The 23,641-nt window shown below is 63.5% G+C and carries 15 protein-coding genes, 1 tRNA gene and 1 pseudogene; 7 read left to right on the top strand and 10 right to left on the bottom strand.

What is annotated here, in order from left to right; all coding sequences use genetic code 11:
* Positions 1-95 precede the first annotated feature (95 nt).
* Positions 96-172 (top strand) — tRNA-Arg (locus ACLBYE_RS15750).
* 363 nt (positions 173-535) lie between these two features.
* On the opposite strand, the gene ACLBYE_RS15745 is transcribed toward ACLBYE_RS15750, so the two are convergent.
* From ACLBYE_RS15745 to ACLBYE_RS15735, 3 genes are read right to left on the bottom strand one after another with little or no spacing between them, the layout of a single operon-like run.
* Positions 536-1,786: a patatin-like phospholipase family protein gene (locus tag ACLBYE_RS15745; RefSeq protein WP_447694877.1), complete on the bottom strand. Its 1,251-nt coding sequence runs from the start codon at positions 1,784-1,786 to the stop codon at positions 536-538.
* Complete coding sequence (locus ACLBYE_RS15740) at positions 1,776-3,971, bottom strand: ThiF family adenylyltransferase (protein WP_447694876.1); 2,196 nt, start codon at positions 3,969-3,971, stop codon at positions 1,776-1,778. The genes ACLBYE_RS15745 and ACLBYE_RS15740 overlap by 11 nt, the downstream gene beginning before the upstream one ends.
* Positions 3,968-5,068 carry a hypothetical protein gene (locus tag ACLBYE_RS15735; RefSeq protein WP_447694875.1) on the bottom strand — a complete coding sequence of 367 codons (1,101 nt, stop codon included), beginning with the start codon at positions 5,066-5,068 and terminating at the stop codon, positions 3,968-3,970. The genes ACLBYE_RS15740 and ACLBYE_RS15735 overlap by 4 nt, the downstream gene beginning before the upstream one ends.
* 169 nt (positions 5,069-5,237) lie before the next feature.
* Between ACLBYE_RS15735 and ACLBYE_RS15730 the strand changes: the two genes are divergently transcribed.
* Positions 5,238-5,525, top strand: a complete 288-nt coding sequence (locus ACLBYE_RS15730) for a hypothetical protein (protein ID WP_447694874.1) — start codon at positions 5,238-5,240, stop codon at positions 5,523-5,525.
* A gap of 30 nt (positions 5,526-5,555) precedes the next feature.
* Complete coding sequence (locus tag ACLBYE_RS15725) at positions 5,556-6,647, top strand: HigA family addiction module antitoxin (protein WP_447694873.1); 1,092 nt, start codon at positions 5,556-5,558, stop codon at positions 6,645-6,647.
* Between the two features lie 244 nt (positions 6,648-6,891).
* Here the strand turns inward: ACLBYE_RS15725 and ACLBYE_RS15720 are convergent, their stop codons facing one another.
* The 3 genes from ACLBYE_RS15720 to ACLBYE_RS15710 form a co-directional block, all read right to left on the bottom strand.
* Positions 6,892-7,257: a hypothetical protein gene (locus tag ACLBYE_RS15720; RefSeq protein ID WP_447694872.1), complete on the bottom strand. Its 366-nt coding sequence runs from the start codon at positions 7,255-7,257 to the stop codon at positions 6,892-6,894.
* A 367-nt stretch (positions 7,258-7,624) separates the two neighbouring features.
* Positions 7,625-8,866 carry a tyrosine-type recombinase/integrase gene (locus ACLBYE_RS15715; protein ID WP_447694871.1) on the bottom strand — a complete coding sequence of 414 codons (1,242 nt, stop codon included), beginning with the start codon at positions 8,864-8,866 and terminating at the stop codon, positions 7,625-7,627.
* 430 nt (positions 8,867-9,296) lie between these two features.
* Positions 9,297-11,561 (bottom strand): bifunctional DNA primase/polymerase, encoded by a 2,265-nt coding sequence (locus tag ACLBYE_RS15710; RefSeq protein ID WP_447694870.1) that lies wholly within the window; start codon positions 11,559-11,561, stop codon positions 9,297-9,299.
* Between the two features lie 1,273 nt (positions 11,562-12,834).
* Here ACLBYE_RS15710 and ACLBYE_RS15705 point away from each other — a divergent pair.
* A pseudogene (locus ACLBYE_RS15705) lies at positions 12,835-13,251 on the top strand (IS110 family transposase); the annotation flags it as partial.
* A gap of 205 nt (positions 13,252-13,456) precedes the next feature.
* Here the strand turns inward: ACLBYE_RS15705 and ACLBYE_RS15700 are convergent.
* Positions 13,457-14,632, bottom strand: coding sequence for a patatin-like phospholipase family protein (locus ACLBYE_RS15700; protein WP_447694869.1), 1,176 nt, complete (start codon positions 14,630-14,632; stop codon positions 13,457-13,459).
* A 90-nt stretch (positions 14,633-14,722) separates the two neighbouring features.
* Here ACLBYE_RS15700 and ACLBYE_RS15695 point away from each other — a divergent pair, with 90 nt between their 5' ends.
* Positions 14,723-17,872 carry a DUF4062 domain-containing protein gene (locus ACLBYE_RS15695; RefSeq protein ID WP_447694868.1) on the top strand — a complete coding sequence of 1,050 codons (3,150 nt, stop codon included), beginning with the start codon at positions 14,723-14,725 and terminating at the stop codon, positions 17,870-17,872.
* 762 nt (positions 17,873-18,634) lie between these two features.
* Here the strand turns inward: ACLBYE_RS15695 and ACLBYE_RS15690 are convergent.
* A complete protein-coding gene (locus ACLBYE_RS15690) occupies positions 18,635-19,354 on the bottom strand; it encodes a helix-turn-helix transcriptional regulator (RefSeq protein ID WP_447694867.1) in 720 nt (239 codons plus the stop codon).
* Positions 19,355-19,450: 96 nt separating this feature from the next.
* On the opposite strand from ACLBYE_RS15690, the gene ACLBYE_RS15685 reads away from it, so the two are divergent.
* Positions 19,451-20,059 carry a glutathione S-transferase family protein gene (locus ACLBYE_RS15685; RefSeq protein WP_447694866.1) on the top strand — a complete coding sequence of 203 codons (609 nt, stop codon included), beginning with the start codon at positions 19,451-19,453 and terminating at the stop codon, positions 20,057-20,059.
* Between the two features lie 725 nt (positions 20,060-20,784).
* Here ACLBYE_RS15685 and ACLBYE_RS15680 read toward each other — a convergent pair.
* Together ACLBYE_RS15680 and ACLBYE_RS15675 are read right to left on the bottom strand one after the other, a co-directional pair.
* On the bottom strand, positions 20,785-20,946 hold the full coding sequence (locus ACLBYE_RS15680; protein WP_007567273.1) for a YqaE/Pmp3 family membrane protein: 162 nt from the start codon (positions 20,944-20,946) through the stop codon (positions 20,785-20,787).
* 85 nt (positions 20,947-21,031) lie between these two features.
* A complete protein-coding gene (locus tag ACLBYE_RS15675) occupies positions 21,032-22,552 on the bottom strand; it encodes a glucosamine inositolphosphorylceramide transferase family protein (RefSeq protein WP_447694865.1) in 1,521 nt (506 codons plus the stop codon).
* A 503-nt stretch (positions 22,553-23,055) separates the two neighbouring features.
* Between ACLBYE_RS15675 and ACLBYE_RS15670 the strand changes: the two genes are divergently transcribed.
* Positions 23,056-23,641: outer membrane protein (locus ACLBYE_RS15670; RefSeq protein ID WP_447694864.1), on the top strand; the 586-nt coding region annotated here is incomplete at its 3' end.

Below are 23,641 nucleotides of genomic sequence, written 5' to 3'. Positions count from 1 at the left end.
CTCCATCCTCGGCCCGATCCGGGACGCCGCGCCGGTCCTCGCCCCGCGCGCTTGACCCTCGGGCGAGCCCGTGGCTTCTGGGGCCGCCTGGCCCCGACTCCGTAGCTCAGCTGGATAGAGCAGCCGCCTTCTAAGCGGCAGGTCGTTGGTTCGAATCCAACCGGAGTCGCCAGTTTATCTCCCTTTGAAAGAGCGAAGGGTCTGAGCGGTTGACCGCAGCTTGAAAGGACCTCCGTCGGCCGCGGTTACCGTGGGGTTGCAATCAGGGTTTCTCACAGATGGGGCGCCACCAGGTCGCGGGCGTCTCGTCGGTAAGGGACTTCTTCCACGGATCGCGTCTCAGCCTCGCTGCAGGACGACGATATGGCCCAGGTCGGCATTCAGGAACGCCATTAGGTCGGCGACGAGATCTGTTGTCGCCTGGCCGGCCCCGAGATCGATGTCGGCTTAGAACTCGTAGCGCTCGTCGTCGCATTCCCGCACGAGTTGCTCGCCGCGCTGGTTCGATTCGGCTGCGGCTGGTTGCAGGGCGTCATCAAATCCTCTCCATCGCCGACCCCGTCGATGGGCTCACGAAACCAGCCGCGGCAGGACGACCATTACCAGCGGTTCCAGCGTCCCCCGACAGGTGCTCGTCGATCAGCGCTTTGGTCAATTGCTCGCCGCGGCCAGAAAGCAGCCGAATCATCTCCTCCGGCATCGGCGAAAAATCCGTTGGGTAGTCCTTCACCCGGTCGCGGCCGATCAGGTCACTGGGTGGGCATGCCAAGGCTGCGTCATTTTGGTCGAGGTAGGGAAGTATGAAGCGCCAGCAACCGGCGCGCTGAAGATCGAAGGCCCGGCTCACCGCCAAGTTCTGCGCACGGGCATGGATGCCATCGACGACCGCTCGCATGCGGGATGGCCAGAGGCTGGCCGCGGGCGATTGGTGGAGCGCGTAGCCGGCTCGACTGGCAACGACGAGGTCATGCTGCTCGACATGGCGGCTGATCGCGGGATCTCGATCGGGCCAGAAGGGGGCGAGACCCAGGTTGTCGTAGACCCCCCCGTCCGTGAGGATGACCCGCATCGGGGCCGAAGCGCCCTGTTTCTCGAAAGTCATCACCTTGTCGAGCGCCGGCAGGAAGGCAGGATATGCTGCAGAGGCCGCCACGGCCTCTGCAACCTCGACACTGGCTGGATCGGCGACGCCGAGGTGCCACGTGCTCATCCCGTCCTTAGCGAAATAGAAAGCTGACTTCGTTCGAAGTTCACAGGCGACGACGATCAGCTTGGGCCGGTCCGACCTAAGCTCGGTCAGCATCGCGCCGTCGAGGAGGTCACTGAACACACGCTGCAGGATCGTCGTCCGGCTCGCCCGCCGGATGACCGGCGATTCAGCCAGCCAGCCGATCCGCGCGACGCGGCGCGGTGCGATCCGGCCGAACGTCTGGCGGACCGCGAAGGCGGCCAGCCGGTCCACCGCGATCGGCACGGCGTTGGCGGCAGCCTTGAGTCCCTCAGCGGTTGTCACGGCCTTTAGTAGGGCGGGTGTGACGAACCCGCGTGCGAGGGCCCTGTAGACCTTTCCCTCGAAGGCATCGAAATCTCCCGGACAGGAGCAATACAGTGCGGCCAAGACGCTGCCGCCTGAGACCGCCGAGATGGTCGCGACTCGGTCGAGCAAGCCGGTCGCGCGCAACGCCCGCAGGGTGCCGAGGTGGAACGCGGCGGCCCGGCTGCCGCCGCCGGATAATGCGAGCGCAATCCGGGCATCAGCCGCAAGGGGAAGGCGGTTAGTCCCCATCAAGGCGCACCTCGCTCTCGAAGCCGCCGCGTGGCCGCCAGCCGATCCTCACGAAGGCGGCGCCGTCGCCGACGATCGCCATCATGTAAGGGGTGCCCGTCGGGCCGATATGGCGGTCAAGGTGCTGCCAGACCTCCTCGTCGTCCGGGCTGGGACGCACCGCCGCAACCGGCGGATGCGCGTGCCACTCACCCAAGTAGCCGAGCGCGCCAGCCGATCCCGTGGCGAGAGCGTCGACGGTCGGACCGAGGTCCTTCCTGCCGCGGATGAAAAAGGTTGGCGCCTGGCGGCTGTCCGGCGGCGCCGGCAAGGCATCCACGATATGGGCAACGCCGCGGGATAGGTCGAAGCTTCCGATCAACACACCGCCAGTCTCATTGGGCAGCGCGGCGCTCCGCAGCTCGGTCATCCGGCGCATGGCACGGTACGAGACCGTCACCCGGATGCCGTCGGCTTCAAGCCTGCTCACTGGTTCGGCCGGCACGCCGATCGCGGCGATCGCCCCCGTCGCTGGGTCCAGTCGCCAGACTCCAGCGCTGGGCGCGAGGTCGCCGGCCAACATCAGAAGCCGGCCGCTGGCCAGCCCGCAGAGGGCATGGACCTGCCACGGCGGCAGCGGCCGCGACAGGTCCTGGCAGGCGTTGCCGTAGCGGACAAAGTCGATCCTGGCAGTGCCGAGGTGGTCAGCGAGGGCGGGATCAGTGGCGGCAGCGAGGTAATACTGGGCCTCGATCTCGTCGATGCGAAGGGCGCGGTCGCCGCCTTCGGCCAGAACCACTAGGTCGCGCCCGTCCGGGCCGAAGAACATACTGACGACGCGGCTGGCGCCTTGGTCGGCCAGGGCCCCAAGCACAGCAGGGGACGCGCTGAAGTCGACCACTACGTTAGCGCCAGCGAGCGCGTGCGCAACATCGGCGTCCTTGTCTCCGGGCGCCAGCACGTTTGCGACGATCGCTTCGACAGTCGGTTCGGCGAGGAGGCCTTGGCCCAGTCGGGTAGTGCTGGTGGCCTTGAACTGGCCGACGTCCGCGTCGCCCTGGGCCTGCCTGACCGTATTGTGGGGCAGGACGACGTCGTCGTCGATCACCGTCCAAGTCCCGATCCCAGCCCGCGCCGTGGCGACAATCACGTTCGAGCCGATCGCGCCGGCGCCGACCGCAACAAGCGATAGGTCGGCAGCGTCGCCCCGGCCCGAATGCGCCCGTGCGGAGGCTCGGTCGAGCCGCCGCACCACGCGCCAGCGCATCAGCTCGACACCGGCAGCATCGATCGGGCCGCGCCCGATCCGCGGTGCCAACGCGCCGGCCTCGTAGAGCGTGCGGCCGAGCCGTCCGCCCAATTCGCTTAGCGGAGGAAGGGCCATAAAGGCCCACGTCTCCCACCCCTCGACCGGCCCGCCGACCTGTTTGGCCATCGGGATCGCGACGATCATTAGGATCTGGAGGCTAGGGGTGGCAAGTTGGGCCGGGTCGACCAGCCAATCGCCCAACGCCTGCAGCAGGTCGCCCCCGAGCGCCTCGACGGCCGCGAGCAATTCCTCCAAGTTCGAGGGCGCGCTGCGCAGGGCGCCGTGTACCTGGGTCGCCAGCGTCATGGCGAAAACGGCGTAGGGTCGGGTCTTAGCCGCTGGCGCATCGCCCAGCGCGACGACGTAGCCGCCACGGTGCTCGAGAGTGTGGACGATGCGCCACTTCGGCGGCAGCGGGCCGGGCGGCAGGACGAGCGTATCGGCAGTCGCGGAAATGAGGGGTTCGACCGCCTGGCCCTCCTGGTGGATCTCGCCCCGGGCCGTCCGTGCGAACCAATCGCGGATCCGCTCCACCAGTGCCTGCGGAGTGAGACCGCGCCGCAGGTCGGCCCAGCCCTCCTCCCAAATGCATAGGCCACGGCCTGCGGCCTCGCTTTCCTGGGTCGTATGCACAAGGTTGAGCGGGAAGTCGTCGCGCGCAGAGAACACGGCCGGTGGCAGCGCGTCGTCGGCACGAAATGCAATCCGGACCGGCTCCTCGGCGTCGATCGGCACGGCGCGGTGCTGAGGCAGCTCGGGCTCGACCACAATGCCGACCAAGTCAAGTCCGCCTTCGGACGTTGAATCGGTCAGCCGCGCAAACGGGTAGTCAGCTGCTCCCTCCAGATAGTCGGCGAGCGCCTGAGCGCGGGCCGAGGCGAAGCGCGGGCTGCTCATCCGGCCCTCGGCGCCGCGTTGCGGATCACGGAGGCCGCGCCGCCTGCGAACTTCCGCACCATGTGGCCGCGCTCGCCGATCTCGATCACTAGCGGCTTGGGCGCGATCGCCGACGGGTGTTCCATCGTCACCAGGTAACTGCCGTCCAGATCGCGGGCGACTCGCTTATAGTATGCGGCGGCTTCGCGGTGCGGCGGCTGCTCGGTCACCGCAGCTGGGATCGGATCGCTGGTCGAGACCAGCAGGCCGCCCCGTTGGCCTGCGCCCTCGTAGAGCCATGCGAGCCGTTCCTCCGGCTCGGTCACACCCTCGCCCTTCTCGGCGGCAAGCGAGCGGTAACTGGAGTGGTGCGGGACGTTGTTGATGTCCCATTCGAGGCGGCAACCGTTGCCGTAGTGCTGGGTGATGCGGACGATGTCGTCAATCACCTCGTGCCCGACGTCGGCCGAAAGGATCATACGCGTGTGCCGGCCGGCCACCTCGAATAGCGCCTGCATGAACAGGGCCGAGTCGTTGCGCATCACGATCTCCTCGCCGACGCGCTCGGCGAAGGGCGAGTGGACGAAGAACTCGACCCCGTCGGCCACCAGGTTGAACTCGGGGCAGAGGGTACCGGCGTCGCTGATAAGGTTGCGGCGCGTGGCCGGATCGATGTCGCGGTCAAGCAGGAACTGATCGAGTTTGTCCGGGCGGGAGAACACCCTGATCCCCTTACCCTCTTTGAAGCGGTGCCGGGCTTCGGCACGCAACGTCCGAGCCTGGCCCTTCAGGCCCTCCTCAAGCACAGCCGACGCCGGCACCCAGAGGGACTTGATCTTGATTCGGTCGCCGCCCCTGTACTTGTCGGCATGGTCGAGCTCGAATACCTCCTTGGCCCGCTTGCAGTGGTCGGTATCGAGATGGGTGAAGGCTACCACGTCGATGACCTTGTGGTCGCCGAGCGCCTCACGCAATTCTTTCTCGAGGTCGCAACGCTTGTCATTGGGGTCATTCGGGTTTCGCATGTCGGCGAAGTCGAACAAGATCCAGCGGCCGTTCTCGAGCTGGATGAGGCAGCAATCCCCGTTACCGATGGGGAAGAATCTGATGATGTGCATGGCGGACTCCCGATGGCCGGGCGTCGCGTAGGCAGGATGCGTACGTCCGAAGGTCTCGCGATGCTGACTCCGATCTTGAGGGGAGTCAACAAATGTGTTTCCTACCACGTAACACAAAATCGGTGAGGGTCTGTTGCGGATCCGGTTCCGGGATGAGGCGACTCGGCGCATGTTCAATGAGTACGAGCGGCTAGAGAAGATATATGGACCCCTTCTCGCGGAGCGGATCGCCACGCGGCTCGCGGTGCTATCAGCGGCGCAGGACCTCGGCCGGGTGCCGAGAAAGCCGCCGATAATGCTTTGCGTGATAGATCGCGGTCAGGGGCGGTTCGCGGTCAATCTCGCGCCTTCACGCAGACTCCTGTTTGCAGCACCCAGCATTGGTGGCCGGACGGGGGAGGAAAACGATATTGATGAAGGTCTGGTCGACGAGATCGAGGTGCTGGGTGTCGAATGAATCGCCCGCGGTGCACGGGGCCGCTGACTGATGTCGGCCGAGAGCCGCGACTACCGGCCAGACTATGGCGTCCCGCCAGGGCGCCTTCTGGACGAATACTTGGACGGGCTTGGCATCTCGGCGCGCGAGTTCTCGCGACGCTGTGGCCGCTCTGCCAAGCTGATCGTTGAGATCATTGCTGGCAAGGCGCCGATCGAGCCGGAGACGGCCATGCAGTTCGAGCGGGTGCTCGGGATGGAGGCCGACGTGTGGCTGGCGATGGAGGCGCATTATAGGCTGCGGCTCGCCGAGGCCGAGGACGAGAAGAAGCTTGCCAAGCAGGCACCCTGGGCGCGGCGGTTCCCCTTGGCCGAACTGCGCCGCCGTGGCGCTATCGGCCACGCCGGGGACGCCGCGGACGACGTCCGGCAGCTGTTGATCTTCTTCGGAGTCGGCAGCGTCGAGGCGTGCCGGCAGCGATTCGAGGACATGGCCACAGTCTCGTTCCGGCACTCGCCGTCCTACGACAGCCATGAGGAATCGCTGATGGCTTGGCTTCGCCTAGGCGAGATGGCGGCGGCGGAGATTAATTGCTTGGACTATAATAGGGCCAAGTTCCTCGACGTCTTGCGCGAGGCCCGCACACTCACCCTGAAGCCGTTGGCCGAGGCGCTGCCACTCCTGACGGCGGCGTGCGCGCAGGCGGGCGTCGCCTTCGTGATCGTCAGGGCGCTGCCAGACATTGCGCTGAGCGGCATCTCGCGCTGGCTGTCGCCGCGGAAAGCACTCATCCAGCAAAGCTTGCGACATCTTGCCAACGACCACTTCTGGTTCACCTTTTTTCACGAGGCGGCCCATCTCCTGCTCCACAGCCGCAAAACGGTCTTCCTTGACGGCAATGGGTTTGGTGGCCAGGGGCCAGAGGAGGACGAGGCGAACCAGTGGGCCGCGAACTTTCTGATTCCGCAGGTTGCGCTGCAGCGGTTCATCGCTTCGTTCGGCGGCACGCAGGCGGAGGTGGTGGCTTTCGCTGCTGATCAGGGTATCGCGCCTGGCCTAGTGATCGGCCAGCTACAGAACGCCGGCGTGCTAACCTTCGCGCAGATGAGCAAGTTGAAAGAGCGCTACAAGTGGGTCGAGTAATGGCCGGATCGAACGGGCAACTGGCCGGTAGCGCCTTCGCGGCTAAGGCAACCGGCTTCCATGCAGCTTTCGGATACAAAGCGCGCATCCTTAGATGCGTAGCCGGGTGGCGTTCGTAATCCGGTCGCAACTTCAGCGGCATGTGATCATGGGGTAGATCACCGGCGCTGTCAGCGTCCATTCCCTCCTTCTAATTCGACATTCAAGACGGCAAGGCGGAAGGCCAGGAAGGGATCACAAGTTCTCATTGCGCCGCTGCGGCGTCTTCCGCTCGCACCGCGGCACTCTCCGCCTCGGCGCGGGCCTCCTTGGCCTCCGCACTGCCCGGGGCGGCGGCATTAGCAACTCTGGCGTGTCGCTTGGCTGCCGCCGCGTGGTGCTGTGCTGCTGCTGCGTGGGAGTCGCGCGGATCCTCACCATCCTCAGCCAGCCGAACCGCCTCGCCCGCCTCGCGACCCGCGTCACGCGCTGCACTCAACACCATGCCCGTTGCTTCGGTCGCTTCCGCGGCAGTGTCGGTCTGCGTCGCCGCATCAGCGCTGGCTTTTTCAGCGTCCTGCTGCCGGTCCGGGATGGTCTCGTCACCCGGTTCGCGGGCCTCGTAATGCATTTCTACGGCAAGCGCGTGAGCGTCGGCAGCAGCCGCGTGCTGACGGGCGGCCTCAATATGTGCGGCAGCGAGACGGCGGCTACTGAGCCCAGCTCCAGCAGCTGCGGCGGAGGTCTCGTGGAGGGCGCTGCTCGGCATTGTCGTGTCTCTTTGTCCGGAAAGTTGTGCCAGAGTAGGAAAACATGCGCGATGGTCGAGAGCAATTCGATAAGTTCTGGCGCAGTTAACGCATGAATACTATCAGTTGCTTGCGCTATCGATTTTAAATTTCTTTACGCGGCGCCTAGGCACGCTGCCCACCTACACAATCCGTGTGGCGGCGAGCAAAGATGCAATATTAGAGGCACTACGCGCGTGAAAACCTCCACTATGCGGCGAAAGCCCGGTCAATCGCGATTGAGGCGGCTTCTCCGCCCCGAACGGCCTGCGTGTAATGGGACAGGGTCACAGCCGGACTCTTGTGGCCGGCAATTTTCGCCACGAGACCCACTTCGATGCCCTCGGCCTGAAGGATCGAGATGAACGCGTGCCGCGCGGAATGAGGAGTGACATATGGAATGCCTGCCCGCTTCAGCAGCGGCGCCCACATCCGAGTCCTGAAGTTGGCGTACAACAGGATGCCACCACCCCTGACCCGCGGCAGCGGCCACGCCTGCCGCTTTCCGAGACCCGGGAATACGCGGTGCGGTTCGCCTTCGCGTCGGGGGCAGATCTCCTGCCACGAGACTAGCAGCGCGCGCAGCCGCGCCGACATAGGGATATCCCGCCGCCCGGCGTCCGTCTTCGTGACTTCACACTGCCGGCCGTCCATCTCCTGCATTCGTCTGATGCGTATGACGTTCCGCTCGAAGTCGACATCCTCCCACAGCAGCGCGAGCTGTTCGCTGGGCCGAGTACCGGCAAGAAACGGGAAGGCGACATATGGGCCGCGTTCTGCATCAGCCTCGGCGACGGTCAGGACAGCCGCGATCTGTGCGGGCGTGAGGATGGTCTTGCGCACGCGCGGCGCGGCTTTCAGCCGGGTCGGCATCGTTGGTGGCCGGATGCCGAGATCCTCCGCCGCTAGCGCGAGCGCGCTGCCCAGGTACTTCTTCGCTCGCGCCGCAGTGGACGATCCGACCTCCCGCACGAGAAGCTTGTGCCAGGCGCGGATGTCGCCGGTCCCGAGACGAGTGACCTTCGTCGCGCCGAGCATCGGAGCGAGTGACGCGCCCTCCGGCACGAGACCAGTCTCGGTAAAGATGCGGCGCTGGGTAGGTGTCGCCGAGACTAAGAGCGGCCCAGTAATATAGCGTGCGCCCTGTTCGTATCCGAACAAGGTCCGGCCTTTCACGTCATCGCGTCGGCCATCGAGCCAGCGCCGCACCGCGTCAGCGACTGTGATGGCGTCGCGGTCAGGGACGTAGGAGCGTGCCTCGACGGCGGCCTGAATCTCATTGCGCTTGGCTATGGCGTCCTTCTGGCGGACGAAGAACAGCTGCGTGCGCTGACCGGATTTAGGGTCCGAGTAGTTCAGGACCCAGCGGGTATTCACGACGATCTCACCGGAGCGGAGCTTACGCTGCCGATCGCGCTTCGTGAGGCTGATGTTGAAGGGCTTCGACGGCATGAAGAACGCTCCACGTGATATTTGAAAAGAAAAACATGCGGTTGCAGGAGGAGCAATTGTTCGGACGGGGGCGCGGTTAACGAACGGCGCGCGACTAGCGTTAGTCAGATATCGTCCCGAGACCTTTTGGCGGACTCGCTCGTAACCACAGATGGAACCACAGTTCCGAGGCATGCCCGTCAAGCGGTGGGAAATACGACTCGTCGTATTCCGCTGACATCGGGAATACAGCGGGTTGAGCTTCGCAGGTCGTAACTTAACGCCCGCGAAGCGGCAGGTCGGCTTTCAACGTGTAGGCGTGCAGGTCGTGTACACAGCCGGTGATCCTCGCGCCTCGACGCTCTAGGGGAGAGGGGGGCTCCCTCCCCCCTTCCCATTTTTTAGGAGAAGGGGTGTCGACCTACACTATCGTCACTCCCTGCACCGGTGATCAGTAATTTGGTGCATCGGGCGGGCCAAAGTTCAATTTTCTCCTTGGCGGTGCAGGCGCATCGTTCTCTTGTCCATCTAACCAGACGCGGATCGTTTGGCCCTTATTGCTGCGCTGGCCGCGTTCGTAATGGATGCCAATGAGCTTGAGGCCCGTCCTGATCTTGTCCATATGCTTCGATAGTTTGAGAGGTGTATCCGGGAAGAACCTGGGCGGATAATCCGGCTTAATCGTTTCTAGTAGTCCCGCAATCGTGCCCTCGAAGCGTCCCTCCTCCAGAGTCGTTCTCAGCGCGACCACGACTGGATCGTTGTTGGTCCGCTCAATGATCCGCTCGTTCTGGCATTGCATCAGCGCCTCGACGATTGTGCCCGTTGGCAGGCCGGTCGCGGGCTCAGCGGCCGCCAACCATCGGGCGGCATCGATCATGCGAACGCCGGAAGGGGTGGCGGTAACGGCCTCGTTGCGGATCGCGCAGGCAATGACGTCGTAGATGGCACCAAGAAGCCTTGGGCGAAGCGCCTCCAGGGCAGCGTTCATGTCACCTTCGGTCCGTCTCGTATTGTCCTCCATCCGGACGAGCTTCACCGGTATGACGCGCTCGATCAGATCGGACTTGGTCGCAACGTCGCTGATGCCGTTGATGATGAATGGCCGCGTGGCGTTCATCATATACAGCTCACCATCAGTGTAGAGCTTCCGACTGGCGTACCCGCTGCCTGTCGCGAGAGAGCACAAGGCATCCGACACGTTCGCGCTCATGCCCGAAGAGTTGTCGAACACCAGCATGAACAGGGCGTCGGCTAGCACCATCAGGTCGCGCTCGTTCTCCGGGAGGCGGAGTTTCTCGGCTTGGTTCGGGTCGATAAGCCTGCGCAAGACCGAGCTGAGAAAGCTCTTTCCACTGCCCTGCTCCCCTTCGATGAGCAGGCAGAGGTAGGGGCCGCCCGGTCTTAGGACGTTGATGAGGAACGCCAGGACGAGGTTGTAGGTCTCGTCCGGCAACGCGAGCAGGTCACGCAACTCCTCTATCCGGCCGCCTGGGACCGGCTCCGGTAATTCCAGCATCCCGGGCGTTCGGATGAAGCGCACTGGACTGCGAGCGAGGATCTGGTAGCCGCCGCCCGTTATGAGCACGATGCGACCGTCCGGTCTGCCCAGGTCGACGAGTACGTCGGTGCCCTGTCGGCCAATGCGGCTCCAGATCTTCTCGCATCGACCGTCGAAGATCGCACGTGCGCTGAGGACCGCTGCAATGTCGGACAGGGCCGCGTCCTTCAGAGCCTTGCCAGTCAACCGATAGAACACCTGCCGGAGTACCGCCGCAGCCATCGACGAGTTGACAGGGTAGGTGAGGATGCCGCCGGCCTCCGTCGGGACGGAGATGAAGCCGCGCTTGCGCTCATCATGGAACAGATCCACGCCCAATTCGGTGAGCGCCGCCAGCACACTATCGGCCGGTGTCGGGTTTTCACGCTTCCCACCGCCGGCACCTCCTCTCACGGTGTCCGCAAACCCCTTCTCGCGGGCGCTCTCGATCCAGCCCGGGAGTTCAGCCAGCGAGTTACCATCGTAGCCAGCCGGCAGCAGCGCGGTAACAATCCCGGTAATCTGATCGTCCTCGCATCCGTGCGCCACGAGCTGCGCCGCAAATGCGACACCGGCATCGTGTGTACCGATTCCCGACGTGATCACCTGCGCGTGTGGCGACCCAATCACCGTCCTCAGCAGCCGCAGCGTCTCGCGACCGATGATTGGTAGCGCCGCGAGTTCGATGTCTAGGAGCGCCGAGCCAATCCAGGCGTATGGCGTACCTGTCTCGGGATGGATTGACGGTGGCAGGACCGAGAACTTCGCGCCGAGTAGCACGTCAATAGCGCCCCCGCCCGACGCATCCACGATCTTGGTGGACTTCAGATCTTCATCGTAGCGGACGAAGATCGTGAGGCCCTTCTTGCCGCGCTTGGCGCAGGAAGCGGCGCCGAGGACGACCTGCACGGCCGCTACTAACGCATCCTGATCGACATCGATCGCGCCGAGACGATACCCGTCCGATAGCTCGGTACCTGTGAGGATGCCGAGGCCGCGATCTGGGTAGCGATTGATGAACTCGGCGCGCTTGTCGGCGCTGAGCGGGCTAGAGGCGAAGCCGGGCCATCCCTTGAGCTCCTGCGCAGGCCGCTTGGTTCGCGGCTCAAGCGGGAGGACGCGGAAGCCGCAGTCCCAGTACAATGGAGCGAGCGTTCGAAACAACTCGGGCCTCATCGCAAACCTCCCTGTTGGGAGGCCTGGATAAATGCCCTAACTTCCGACAGGTAAACTCTCTTTCGGGAATTTCCAAATGTATATGACGGGATTTTGCCTTCGTTAACGAGTCGCAGCAGCATCCAATAATGGACGCCGAGCTTTCCAGAGGCTTGCTTGATCGCCAGAAGTGGCTCGGGATTATGAATCCATTCGTCCGACATCGTGCACCCGTACAAATTCGGGCAAGGACGTCGAAGGCGCTGGGCATTCAGACGCACCTCGCTCGTGGCTAAGCCATGTTCGAGATACGATCCGATGCCGGGGGCGATGTGCGCCGCGTATGACGGATTTCCAGTCCGCCGACTCTTCGGTGTAAGCCTACGTCTTCTATCTAACCGTAGACCAAGCTACATATTCCAGGATGGAAAACCCTGAATGCAACCCCACCCAGCCGCATATGAATCGTGGAGCTATAAGGCCGAAATCACCGCTATTGCGCAACAGCCAACAATACGTACGTATCCAGCCCTGCGCGCACTTCAGCTTAAGGTAAAGCTTAGCGACACTACGTTTCTTTTGGCTCTCTTGCTCAGAACGCGAGTCGTGTACCGATCTATGCCGTCTGGCATGCTCTAGCCAGTCACATCGCGAGTTTCTATTCTATGGATCACGTTAGTTTCAAGTTCGCGACCAACTAATCGCCAGGCCTCGGCTGAGACATTTAAAAGCTTGTATTGTGCATAAATGCTCGACCAAGTTATGATGAGAGTTCCTTTGCAGTCTTCCATGCAGATAATTGGATGGGGATTCAAAGCTATGAATCCGCGTCCGGAGGCGTAGCCAATTATGTAAATGGCCGTCTTCTCTAGTCTTGTAATTCTATTCAGATCGCAGTCGGACGCACACATATAAATGCGACTCGTGATCGCCGGTGGACTCATGTTATGTTGCCTCCGTGAGTGGCCGCAACAGAACGTGCTCATGCGATATTGGCAAGGAATTTGTTTTCACTGGTGTTAAATCCGGAAAACAGGCTCGCTTCGCATTGGATTCCTAATATGCCCCGCCCCCGACATACGGGGTTCGCGCTCCGCGGTTTGTCTCTCGGACGGCATATCGAGTGCGGCGGTCAAGGCATGTTTGCCCATTTAAGCGGCGGACAGTGGCCAGTAGCGGCTCTTTCGCTGCAGGATTCAAGCTGCGGCTAAGCAGATGGCATGGATGGCTCCCGCTTCTGGCCCAGCAACGCCAAGAGGGTGCTGTCGCGCAGCATGAGATTGGAGCCACTACGATGGAGATCACGACCGTCGGGCTCGACCTCGCCAAGAACGTCTTTCGAGTGCACGTCGAAAACTGTACGGGCGAGGTCCTCGTTCGAAGCGCTCTGAGGCGGGTGTAGGTGAGGCCATTCTTCCGCAAGCTGCCGCCGTGCCTGACCGGCATGGAAGCTTGCGGCAGGCGCCATCGTTGGGCGCGCGAACTCACTGCCCTCGGACACGCGGTGCGGCTGATGCCGCTGGCCTACGTCAAGCATTACGTGAAGCGCGGCAAGACCGATGCGGCGGACGCCAAGGCGATCCGCGAGACGGCCACACGGCCGACCATGCGCTTCGTGCCGATCAAACCCGTCGAGCAGCAGGCGGCGATGTCTCTGCACCGAAAGTGCGATCTTCGAGCCCGTCAGCGCGCGCAGCTGGCCAACATGATTTGCGGACTCCTGGCCAAGTTCAGTATCGACCTCCCGAAGGGAATTACACACGCCCTGGCCTTCGGCGTGCAGCCGCCGGTGAGGAGCGCGAGGTCCCGGAGTTCGCCATCAAGGTGATCGGCGCCCTGACCGAGCAGGCGAGCGAGGTACAAGGACGCATCCGGAGCTCGAACGCGAACTCCTGGCCTGGTACCGCGCCAGCGGGTTACAACGACATCGGACGTCTGACGAAGTCGAATGCTGCAGGCATGTGATTTGGTTTGACAAACTTTTCTGCTGCCTTTTGTCCAAGCTCGGCGAGGGTATGGAGGTTTGCAGGATCGTCCATTCTGCAAATCGCATCAATTTCATCATTCGATATCTTTCTATCGAGTTCCGCCCTGAGCCAGTTCTGCTCCAATAAAATGTTGTAACGAACATAGGTTGCTAGTTGAGGGCCTGATGTACTGTCAAGCCTCATGTCACCAACGGCTCGATCGATCATTGAGGGCGTGAGGCAGTGCGTCATCCACTGTAGTGTGGCGCGATTTATCCGTCCGCAGTCGTCCATCAATGTTTGCAGTGCAATTATTCCCTGCGTTGCGGCGATGCTAGAAATTATATCATCGGTGTTGCGCTGCTTAGAAAAATGTCCAGTGCCAATGGAAATGATAAGAAGCTCGTTTCGCCCGGTCCGCCATTGAAAGCCGTGTCCCTGAAGTGTCGCCAGCATCAAGAGCTGCCAAGCGGGATCATTGAATGGAGTTACTCCGCCATCGACGAATGCACCGTCTATGGTATCGCCACCCCGAGATGCGATGCGAACTTTTTCAGGGGCGAAGTAAGTTGGGGCAGCCGTGCTCGCACGAATGATCTGAGTGAGACGCAGCTTCCCGTCTTGCTCTGCGAACGCCCCCCGACCGCCGTTGTGTAGGGGCCATGGACTACCCGTATCAAGACGTTTGGTCATGATCATTAAGCCAGTACGGATTTTATCGCTATCGAGCGTCGTATCTGCGCCAAGTTCTTGATCGAGAAAATGTTGTAAGGGTTCAGTGGGAAATTTTGGTGCAAGTTTGCCCTGAAATTGATTGGGTAAAAGCCTCGTAAATCCTCCGGTGCGGAAAACATCCGCGCTGATATTCTCGTATAGCGCTTCAAGCCTGCCCACTGTCATGCCGCACGCAAGCCCAGCCGCTATAATTGACCCAGTTGAAGTCCCGCCGATTAAGTCAAAATAATCACAAAGTAGTGCTCCGTCGCCAAGCCGTTTTCTGACCTCAATTTCGACACGCTTGAGGAACTGCAGCGTGAGCATTCCTCGTACTCCGCCCCCGTCGATTGAGAGGATCCGTTTGGGGCCATAATCGGGATCGAGATGGTCTCGCTTTGATAGGCTCACGTGTATCCTCCACGAACGTGTTAACGTCGCTAGGACTGGACGCTCGCACCTATCGATGGCAAGTGGATTGTTGGTAGCGAGGCAGGCCGGATGCGCAAGTCGGATCACGTTCTCAAAGTCATGTTGTCCAGCACATTCAGCGACTTAACCGCGGAACGAGAGGCTGCGCGAGATGCCATTCTCGGGCAGAAGATGCTACCGCTGCTCATGGAAGTTAGCCCAGCGATGCCCGATCGCGGCATCATTGAAAATTCGATGGAGATGGTCGAAGAAGCTGACATCTATGTGGTGCTGATCAGCCACTACCGGTATGGGCAAGTGATCGAAGATGTAGATCTTAATCCACAAAAGCTCTCCGTGACTGAACTAGAATTTCGGCGCGCCGAAGAACTGGGTCTACCAATTTGCGTGTTCCTGCAGGACGCTGACGTCCTAGCTCGTCCATCTGACGTGCTGAAGGAGGCGTCGAATCAAGATAAACTCTTAGCCTTTCGGGCTCGAGCACGAGACCGTAAAAGGATCAACTGTAAATTTGGCGATCCAAAAGATGTCAAGAGCTCTCTGACACAGTGCCTCGCCCGGCTCGCGATTGTTGTAAAAGATCTTCAGCTCGCACCTCCGCGCGACGCTATAAGGCATCCTTCCACCGTAGGTCTCCTCTCACCGCCTCCTATGCTCGTGGCAAGACCCCGCTACACTGCAGGCCACGCTTTTGAAGGACGGCAGCATGAAATCGCTCTGCTAGACAAATGGTCTTGCGGCAACGACCCTGTCCTTGTCTTAGAAGCCATCGGGGGTATGGGTAAGAGCATGCTCACTTGGCATTGGGTCAACACACATGTGGCGAGACTCAACATACCGTGGGCAGGACGATTTTGGTATAGCTTCTACGAACGTGGCGCGGATATGCTTGAATTTGTAGTAACCGCCGTCGCCTACATGACCCAGAGGGCGCCCGGGACGGTGCGCAGCCTGACCGAAGACGAAGTTATTGAAGAATTTCTGCTCGAAGTACAGAAAAAGTCGTGGCTTCTGGTGCTTGATGGCTTGGAACGTGTGCTTGCAGCCTATCACCGCGCCGACGCCGCCCAGGCGCGAGACGAAGATATCGAACAATCTCTCGGGGAGCGCCGCATCAAGCCATCTGACTGCATTCGTCCCAACGATGACTATTTGCTACGGCAATTAACGGCTTCTGGCCCGTCGCGGATACTCATAACTTCTCGCTTGATGCCGCACGCGTTGTGGACGGGCTCTGCGCCGCGAGCCGGCGTGCGCCACGAGGTCTTACGTGGTCTCGCGCCCGGCGATGCAGCTGCAATGATGCGCCAAGCAGGTATTACGGGCGATAGTAAGCGGATGCAGCGCTATCTGCAGGAAACGGTTGGAGGCCATCCGCTTGTAGTGGGGTTCATCGCCGGCTTGGTGCGAAATGCGCTGTGGGCGGGAATGAACTTCGACGACTGGATGAACGATCCCCGCGGCGGCGGCGCAATCAACCTTGCCGATCCAGAGCTTAAGCAACGACAAAACCATATTTTGAAACAAGCCTTTGACGCACTAGATTTGGACGCCCGCGCCCTGATGGCAAGATTAGGGATGCTAAGCGGTGCAGTGGGGCTCGACGTTTTGGAAGCGCTGAACCCAAAACGGCCCGACCCACCGGAAGCAGTATCAGACCCACGCAGCGAGTTAGGTTACGACTATCCCTTCTTATTTCAATCTGACGCCGGAGATCCGAAGAGTTCCCGACGCTCCGCTAAGCGAAAGCCTGGGACACGAAGGGCGGAATTCCGGCGGTCCTACAATGCTGCCTGCTCAGAATTTGAGGCGTACCAGGCTAAATTGGCCGCTTGGAGGCAATCTCCGGCCATTTTCATTGCTTCAACTTGGCTCCATGCTACGCTGAACGACTTGGAATTGCGCGGCTTAGTGCAACTCGATCGCCATAATGGCACCGTTGACCTGCATCCGGTCGTGCGAGGCTACGCGGTTGACTGTCTGGGCGAGGACGCCCGCAGCCATGCTGGCCAGCGCGTGGCGGATTATTTCGCGTCTAAGCCAGAGCCAGCTTACACTAGCGTTACCTCTGTGTCCGAGCTATCCAACTCGCTGCAAGTGGTTCAGGCACTCATACTGGCTAATAAGCTTGATGCTGCTTGGTCCGCCCTGAGCAATTTAGAAAAGGCGCTTCGTCGTCTTGAGCGCTCAGACTTACTCCTTGCGCTGTTAAGACCTTGGTTTCCGAATGGCTGGCAAGCACCGCCAGTGACGGTCGGAGAACGAGGCAGAATCGCGCCTACGGTTACGCATGCGCTGTGGGAAATTGGTAGGTACGCCGATGCCGAGGCGCAAATCGTGTTCCAAATCGAAGATTTGCGTGGAGAGAGATTGTCAAGAAATCATACTACCATGCTCCATAATCACTCTAAGGTACTAGACCAATTAGGTGCTGTTGCGAGTGTTCAGAGGGTGCTTGATCTAAGTAAAGAAATTGTCTCGGTTATCGAAGATCGGCACCAAATGCTCCACTGCTATCTTATCGAGGTCGATTTTATGATTGATCGGGGTGATATTTCGGATGCGAGGATGCTCTGGGAAAAATTCTCTGCTGATTTAAAGGGGGATTATTGTTGTGAGCAGCTCGATGTAGCCAGAATGGTTATTGAGGGCGAACTTTTGTATCACGAAGGCAAGCTCACCACTGCTTGGTTCGAAGGTGCTTTCCATCGCGCCCGGGCGGGACGCTGGCGGAGCAACGAGCGGTATCTCTTTCTCTTGCAGGGGCAGTGGTTTCAGGATCAACACCATGACACTGCAGCTGTGCAATCTTTCGATCGCGCCTTAGAGATGGCCCGCGAGGTCGGGATAAGCGACGAGTATTCAGAAGTCATGCGCGGTTTGTCGCTCCTAAGTTTAGGTGACCGTGCGTCCGCTGAGGATGCTGCAGCCTCGGCCGAACGCAATCCTCCGCGCGCGGCGCTTGCAACGCTTTACCTGGCACTCGGCCAGCGCGATATGGCGCGAAAGCATGCTCTTGAGGGCTATAAAAAGGCCTGGGCTGATGGCCCCCCACACAGCCGTCACTGGGCACTGGAAAAATGCCGGTTCGTGCTCAGGAGTTTGAACGAGCAGGAACCTATTTTGCCGCTCTTCGACCATAGCAAGATCCGCACGTTGCCCTACGAGGCTGATCTTCGCCGCAAACTCACACAGTACTATACCCGCACGAATATGTAGTTCATTATCTGCACTCTGCTCACTAGATGTCCGTTGTCCTGTGGGGTGGGATTGAATAATGTTTGTTATTAGTCTCGATTTAATCCGCCGACCCATAGATCGACGAGGTAATCTGTGCAGGGTATATAGTCGCGCTCAATGAATCGAACTGATCCAGAGTAGATGATCTGCACTTATGCTTAGCGTCGCAATCGGCTCCCCAAGTTGTGGTGGCCCAATAGCGGCATCTAGTGCGCTGGCGCCGACAAAACGTACAAGGGGCGGCGTGGTTGCTTGAGCATCAACATTGAGTTAACGAACGACGATGTGGCACGTTGGTTGGCGTTTGTGCACTAGCGTGCTCCAGAACCGCAATCTTCGCTGATGGAGAGGCCGCTTCCGAGATGCCGCCGGAGTCGGCAGAACGATGGGAGTAAGCGCAGCCGCGACATTCTGTGGGAGAGGAGTCCTTCAATCGCTGCCTCGGAGGCCAGAACGAGTCAGCCAGAATGCACATGATTGGTCCGTGGTTTCAGCCGCGGTTACGGTCACATGGCGACGCATCATTCGAGCGGGTTCCACAGCATTTTGTCACACTACGCGGTTGTCCGCTCAACTTCCTCGTGTGAGCGACATCCAAAATCGGTGAATCTCGCATAGCTACATTGAATAGCGTGAAATGCGGTGACTATGTGAGGCCGCCGCCTTCTAAGCGGCAGGTCGTAGGTTCGAGCCCTACCGGGGTCGCCAGGTCACATTCCGCGTGGCCCTGTCATCCGGCCTCTACGGCGCGGCCGGCGCGGCGGGGTTCGCCGCCTCCTGGCGGTCCGGCAGGCTCCGCTTCCAGCGCGCCCGCAGGACGGCGGGCCGGAGGCCGTGCCGCTCCTCCAGGAACTCGGCGTCCGTGATCCGGTCCGTGCGGAAGTGCCGGAACGCCCCGCGCAGCTCGCACCAGCCCGCCACCATCCGGGCCTGATCGAAGAACCCGACGATCACCGGCCAGATCACGCGCCGGCTCGGATCGCCGCGGACGTCGCGGTACTGGATGCGGATCTTGCGCCCCTCGCGGATCCAGGCCCGCGCGCGGGCGACGTCGATCCCGTCCGCGGCCTGCGCGAAGGCCGTCGGCGTGCCGATCGACGGATCGGCGATGAACGGGCGCAGGCGCTCGGGCACCACGGCAGTGATCTTGGCGATGAGGTCCCGCGCAGCCTTGGCGAGGACCGGCTCGCCCCGGCCCGCGACCCACTGCGCGCCGAGGACGGCCGCCTCGATCTCGTCGGGCGTCAGCATCAGCGGCGGCATGTCGAACGCCGCGCCGAGCACGTAGCCGAACCCGGCCTCGCCCTCGATCGGCACGCGCTGGCCGACGAGGTCGGCGACGTCGCGGTAGACCGTGCGGACCGAGACCTCCAGCTCCCGGGCGATCTCGGCGGCCGTCACCGGGCGCGGCGAGCGGCGCAGGATCTGGATGATCTGAAACAGCCTGTCCGCGCGCCGCATCCACCGACTCCTGCTGACAGAATGCTGTCAGCAGGGCGTCCCTACAAGTCCTCCCGCCACGGCCATCCCGCGCGCCGTGCCGACAGGAACCGCGCCATGATCACCCTGTACCACGCCCCGCAATCGCGCTCCTCGCGCATCGTCTGGCTCTTGGAGGAGATGGGGGTGCCCTACACCATCGCGCTGGTCTCGATCTTCCGGCCGATGACGGGCGAGGGCGTGCCGGACGCCGCCAACCCGCATCCCGACAAGCGCGTCCCGGCCGTCCTGCACGCGGGCGGTCTGGTCACCGAGTCCCAGGCCATCGTGCTCTACTTGGCGGAGACGTTCCCCGAAGCCGGGCTGGCGCCGGCGGTGGGCGCCCCCGAGCGCGGCGCGTACCTGACGTGGCTGGCCTGGTACGTCGCCGAGTTCGAGCCCGCGCTGTTCGCCGGCCTGACGGGTGAGCTCGCGGGATCGCCGCAGAAGCGCCGGAACCACGCGGCGGTGGTCGACCGCCTGGAAGCCGCCCTGGCGCGCGGCCCCTACGTGATGGGCGCGCGGTTCTCCGGCGCCGACATCCTGATCGGCAGCGCCCTGGGCTTCGGCCGCGCGGCCTTCCCGGCGAGCGCGGCCCTCGATGCCTATCTGGACCGCTGCCGGGCGCGCCCGGCCGCCCTGCGCGCCGTGGCGAAGGACGGCGCGTCGGGGCTGCAAGCCGCCTAGCGCCGACTGGGCGCCGCTCCCGATTCCCGGGCGATCGGGAGCGGCCCGGACGCGGTTGCGGGAACCGCGCTGCGACGGTTCCGAGCGGCTCCGGCGACCGCGGGTGTTCCGGGACACGCCGGACCCAAAAGCTTGAGCGTACATCGGGATCACACCGCGAGCCCAGTCGCGAACCCGATGGAGACGACGATGACTTGGACCAACCGCATCGCCCTGGTGGCGACCCTGATCGCCGGCGCGGTCGCCCTCGTGACCTACGCGCAGGCCCTCAGTCTGCCGGCGCACTTCGCGTGAGCGAGACGGGCCCGGCGGCCGTCTCGCTGACCGGGGCCGCCCGAACGCGCGCCGAACGGTTCCGCGGTGCAGCGTGACTCTTCGCACCGCACGCAACCGGCCGATCCGGCATCATCATTGCAGACGAACCGACCGGGTCCGGCTGGGGACCCGCCGCTTGCTGAAAGGAGTGCACGACATGGTCCTGAAGGGCTTCTCCTACGCGATGATCGGCGCCTTCCTGGGCGGCCTCGCGATGACGGTGACCGGCTCGGCCGGGGTGCTGATGGGCTTCTGAGCCGCGGCGGCCCTCGGGGCCGCCCGGGCGACGGACTGCCCGAACGGACGGCGTGAGCGGCGGGGCGAGAGCCCCGCCGTTCTCATGAGCGGGGATCGGACCGCGCGGCGGAGCCGCCGATCCCGGCCGCTCCGCCCCGGTCAGGCCACCTCGGTCAGGCCGCCTCCTTGCGGGTGACGACGAGCGCCCAGATCGTCGCCGGGATCCATCCGATGATCGTCAGGTGGAGGATGATGCAGAGGATGCCCTGAAACACCTTTCCGCGCAGGAACATGGCGAGCCACGGCGCGAGAAAGCAGATGAGGATCATGATCATGGGGGGCAACGGGTCTCCGCGTTCGTGAGCGAACACGGATCGCGGCGGCTGGTTCCGGACGGCCGAGCTTCCGCCGCGGCCCGGCCTAGGCGCCGGACCGCGCGTTCAGATACGCCCTGAGACGCGAGGCCCGGCCGGAGCCGTCGATGCACTCGATCCCGCCGCCCGTGTTGAGCGTATGGAGGCAGCTGCCGGGCCAGGCCGGACCGGGCTCGATCCGGTCGAGGATGGTCTGGGCGAACCCCTCCGGGTCGAGCCGGTCGATGCGCGCCAGCGACAGGGCGCGGCCGTAACCGTGGGCGCAATCCTGGACCGGCCGGATCAGGACCCCGTCGCGCGCGACGATCCGGCCCGCGGGCCGGGCGAAGGACGGGTCGACCAGCACGGGATTGGCCGGATGCGGCGCGTACGGCCCCCGGAAGTCGGGCGCGGACCAGAGATACAGCGCGTCGTGGTGGCAGCCCGATCCGGGCGGGGCGCCGACGGGCGCGTCCCGGACGGTGGCGAACATCCACCAGCGGCCGCCGTGCTCGAGGAGCGTCGCGTCGCTCGCGACCACGCCGGAGAGGAGCGTCGCCTCCTTCACCCAGCCGCCCGGATAGCGGGTCGCCCGGTAGAGATCGACCGTGCCGGCCGCGGAACTCTCCGGCACCATCCAGACGGAGCCCGCGCGCGCGAACACGAACGGGTAGGAGAGGTGGTGCGGCTCCTCCAGCACCGGGACGGGCGGCCCCTCGGGCCCGGCCGGCCCGAAGCGGACCGCCGAGATGATCGCCTTGCCGGTCGCGTGCGGAAACTCCTCCACGAAGACGTGGGTCGTCCCGTCGACCGCGAGGGGGAACGGGTCGGCGTAGAAGCGCCGCCCGTCGTCGGGCAGCACCTGCCAGCCCTCCACAGGATGGCGGCCCAGCGCGACGAGGTCCGGCCCGCGGAGGGTCCGCCACCCGGTGCGCCAGTGCGGGGCGTGGTAGCACAGCCTGTACAGGCGGCCGACGAGGCTCCGGGCGACGAGCCGCGCCGGCCGGGACGCCAGGATCCGCCCCGGACGGACGGGCGCGGCGGCGGCCGCGGCGGGCGTCGCCGCGAAGGCGCGGCCGTCCGACCGGGCCCGCAGGGCGGCGGCGACGAGCGTCGCCGTGCGCGACAGGGCATCCTCGAACGACACGGCGATGGAACCCCGGTAGTCCGAGCCGAGGCGACCCGCGGCGACGACGGTGCCGCCTTCGAGGAGGTCGAGCTGCGGGACCCGGCCGGCGAGCAGGCTCGCGAGCAGGCCGGTCTCGCCGAGGCCGCCGTCGTAGGCCACGCGCCAGACCGGGCAGGAGGCGACCGCGTCGCCGCACAGGTCGAGCACGAGGTCCGGGGTCGCGGGACGGGTCCAGGCCGCGAGAGCGGCGGGCGGCACGGGCCGCGACCCGTTCGGCGCCAGCCGGAAGATCAGGGCCTCCAGCCGGAACAGCAGGTCGGCCTGTGCCGGCCACCCGTCCGGCCCGGGCGCGGCGTCGACGCTCACGGCCGCGATGCCCGGCAAGCCGGACAGGCGGTCCAGCAGCGCGACGTGCCAGCGCCGCGGGTTCGCGCCGTCGAGGCGAACTCTCACATGCATGGCGCTCCGGTTCCCATCACGCGGTCGTCGCGACGACGACTGTCGAGTCCCTCTATTTCCCCGCTGGTAACAGGAGTCATAACTGCGGATCGCGGCCCGGGACGCGCCGGTGACCAAACCCTCGATCGGGATCCGCGGGATGAAACCCTGTCTCGCGGCAGCGGGAGCGTTCCGGCACCTTGCCGGGTTGCGCGGGCCGGTGGCGGGATCCCGCGCGAGCGATCGGGATCACCGCCGCGCCGTCCGGCGGCCGACCGGCAGCGGGTGTGGCGCGCCCGTCACACCCGGTGCCGACCCGACATCTCGATGCAACCAAAACGCCGCCGCGTTGTTGTCGCGCTCGCCCGCGTAATGCGCGCTGTATTTCCGCGCTTCGTCTCGTCTTGAATGACGCTTTACTCTGGCATCTCGGGCCTTCGACAGGCGGTGTGACCTCAAAACTACAGCCATTTCCCCCGGTGATCGGTAGCCACACCGCCAGATCACACATTCGGGGAACCGACATGACCAAGCTCCTGGCCTCGCTGGCCGCCTTCACGGCCCTCACCGCCGCCGCCTCGGCCGCCGACCTGCCGCGCCGCGCCGCCCCGCCGCCGGTGTTCACCCCCGTCCCGGTCTTCACCTGGACCGGCGCCTACTTCGGTATCAACGCCGGCTACGCCTTCGACGCCAGCGACCGCAACACCGGCAACACCTTCGCCGTCCCCTTCCCCTACGCCGCCCCCGGCACCGTCGCCTCCTTCCGCAACCGCAGCCAGGACGGCTTCTCCGGCGGTGGCCAGATCGGCTACAACTGGCAGATCACCCCCGGCTCCGGCCTCGTGATCGGTGTCGAGGCCGACGCCCAGTACCTCGACTTCGGCCGTAACCGGAACAGCGCCTTCATCTCCGGCGCCCTCGCCCCCGGCTACTACGTCACCGACCCGCGCGGCCTCTCCAGCCTCGACTTCTTCGGCACCGTCCGCGGCCGCCTCGGCTACGCCTTCGACCGCACCCTCGTGTACGGCACCGGCGGCTTCGCCTACGGCTCCGGCAGCGCCGACCGCTCCTTCGGCGGCTACGCCGGCAACGACAGCTTCCGCACCGGCT

It is taken from the genome of Methylobacterium sp. A52T (assembly GCF_053346095.1).
The sequence above is the reverse complement of the archived record's forward strand: the minus strand, read 5'-3'. Positions and strand labels throughout refer to the sequence as shown.

What these genes read in the sequence shown, in the direction of transcription:
- ACLBYE_RS15675 (WP_447694865.1), bottom strand. Translation starts at nt 22,552, where the DNA reads ATGCATGTGAGAGTTCGCCTCGACGGCGCGAACCCGCGGCGCTGGCAC.
- ACLBYE_RS15730 (WP_447694874.1), top strand. Translation starts at nt 5,238, where the DNA reads ATGTTCAATGAGTACGAGCGGCTAGAGAAGATATATGGACCCCTTCTC.
- ACLBYE_RS15680 (WP_007567273.1), bottom strand. Translation starts at nt 20,946, where the DNA reads ATGATCATGATCCTCATCTGCTTTCTCGCGCCGTGGCTCGCCATGTTC.
- ACLBYE_RS15715 (WP_447694871.1), bottom strand. Translation starts at nt 8,866, where the DNA reads ATGCCGTCGAAGCCCTTCAACATCAGCCTCACGAAGCGCGATCGGCAG.
- ACLBYE_RS15695 (WP_447694868.1), top strand. Translation starts at nt 14,723, where the DNA reads ATGCGCAAGTCGGATCACGTTCTCAAAGTCATGTTGTCCAGCACATTC.
- ACLBYE_RS15735 (WP_447694875.1), bottom strand. Translation starts at nt 5,068, where the DNA reads ATGCACATCATCAGATTCTTCCCCATCGGTAACGGGGATTGCTGCCTC.
- ACLBYE_RS15685 (WP_447694866.1), top strand. Translation starts at nt 19,451, where the DNA reads ATGATCACCCTGTACCACGCCCCGCAATCGCGCTCCTCGCGCATCGTC.
- ACLBYE_RS15745 (WP_447694877.1), bottom strand. Translation starts at nt 1,786, where the DNA reads ATGGGGACTAACCGCCTTCCCCTTGCGGCTGATGCCCGGATTGCGCTC.
- ACLBYE_RS15710 (WP_447694870.1), bottom strand. Translation starts at nt 11,561, where the DNA reads ATGAGGCCCGAGTTGTTTCGAACGCTCGCTCCATTGTACTGGGACTGC.
- ACLBYE_RS15740 (WP_447694876.1), bottom strand. Translation starts at nt 3,971, where the DNA reads ATGAGCAGCCCGCGCTTCGCCTCGGCCCGCGCTCAGGCGCTCGCCGAC.
- ACLBYE_RS15720 (WP_447694872.1), bottom strand. Translation starts at nt 7,257, where the DNA reads ATGCATTACGAGGCCCGCGAACCGGGTGACGAGACCATCCCGGACCGG.
- ACLBYE_RS15690 (WP_447694867.1), bottom strand. Translation starts at nt 19,354, where the DNA reads ATGCGGCGCGCGGACAGGCTGTTTCAGATCATCCAGATCCTGCGCCGC.
- ACLBYE_RS15725 (WP_447694873.1), top strand. Translation starts at nt 5,556, where the DNA reads ATGTCGGCCGAGAGCCGCGACTACCGGCCAGACTATGGCGTCCCGCCA.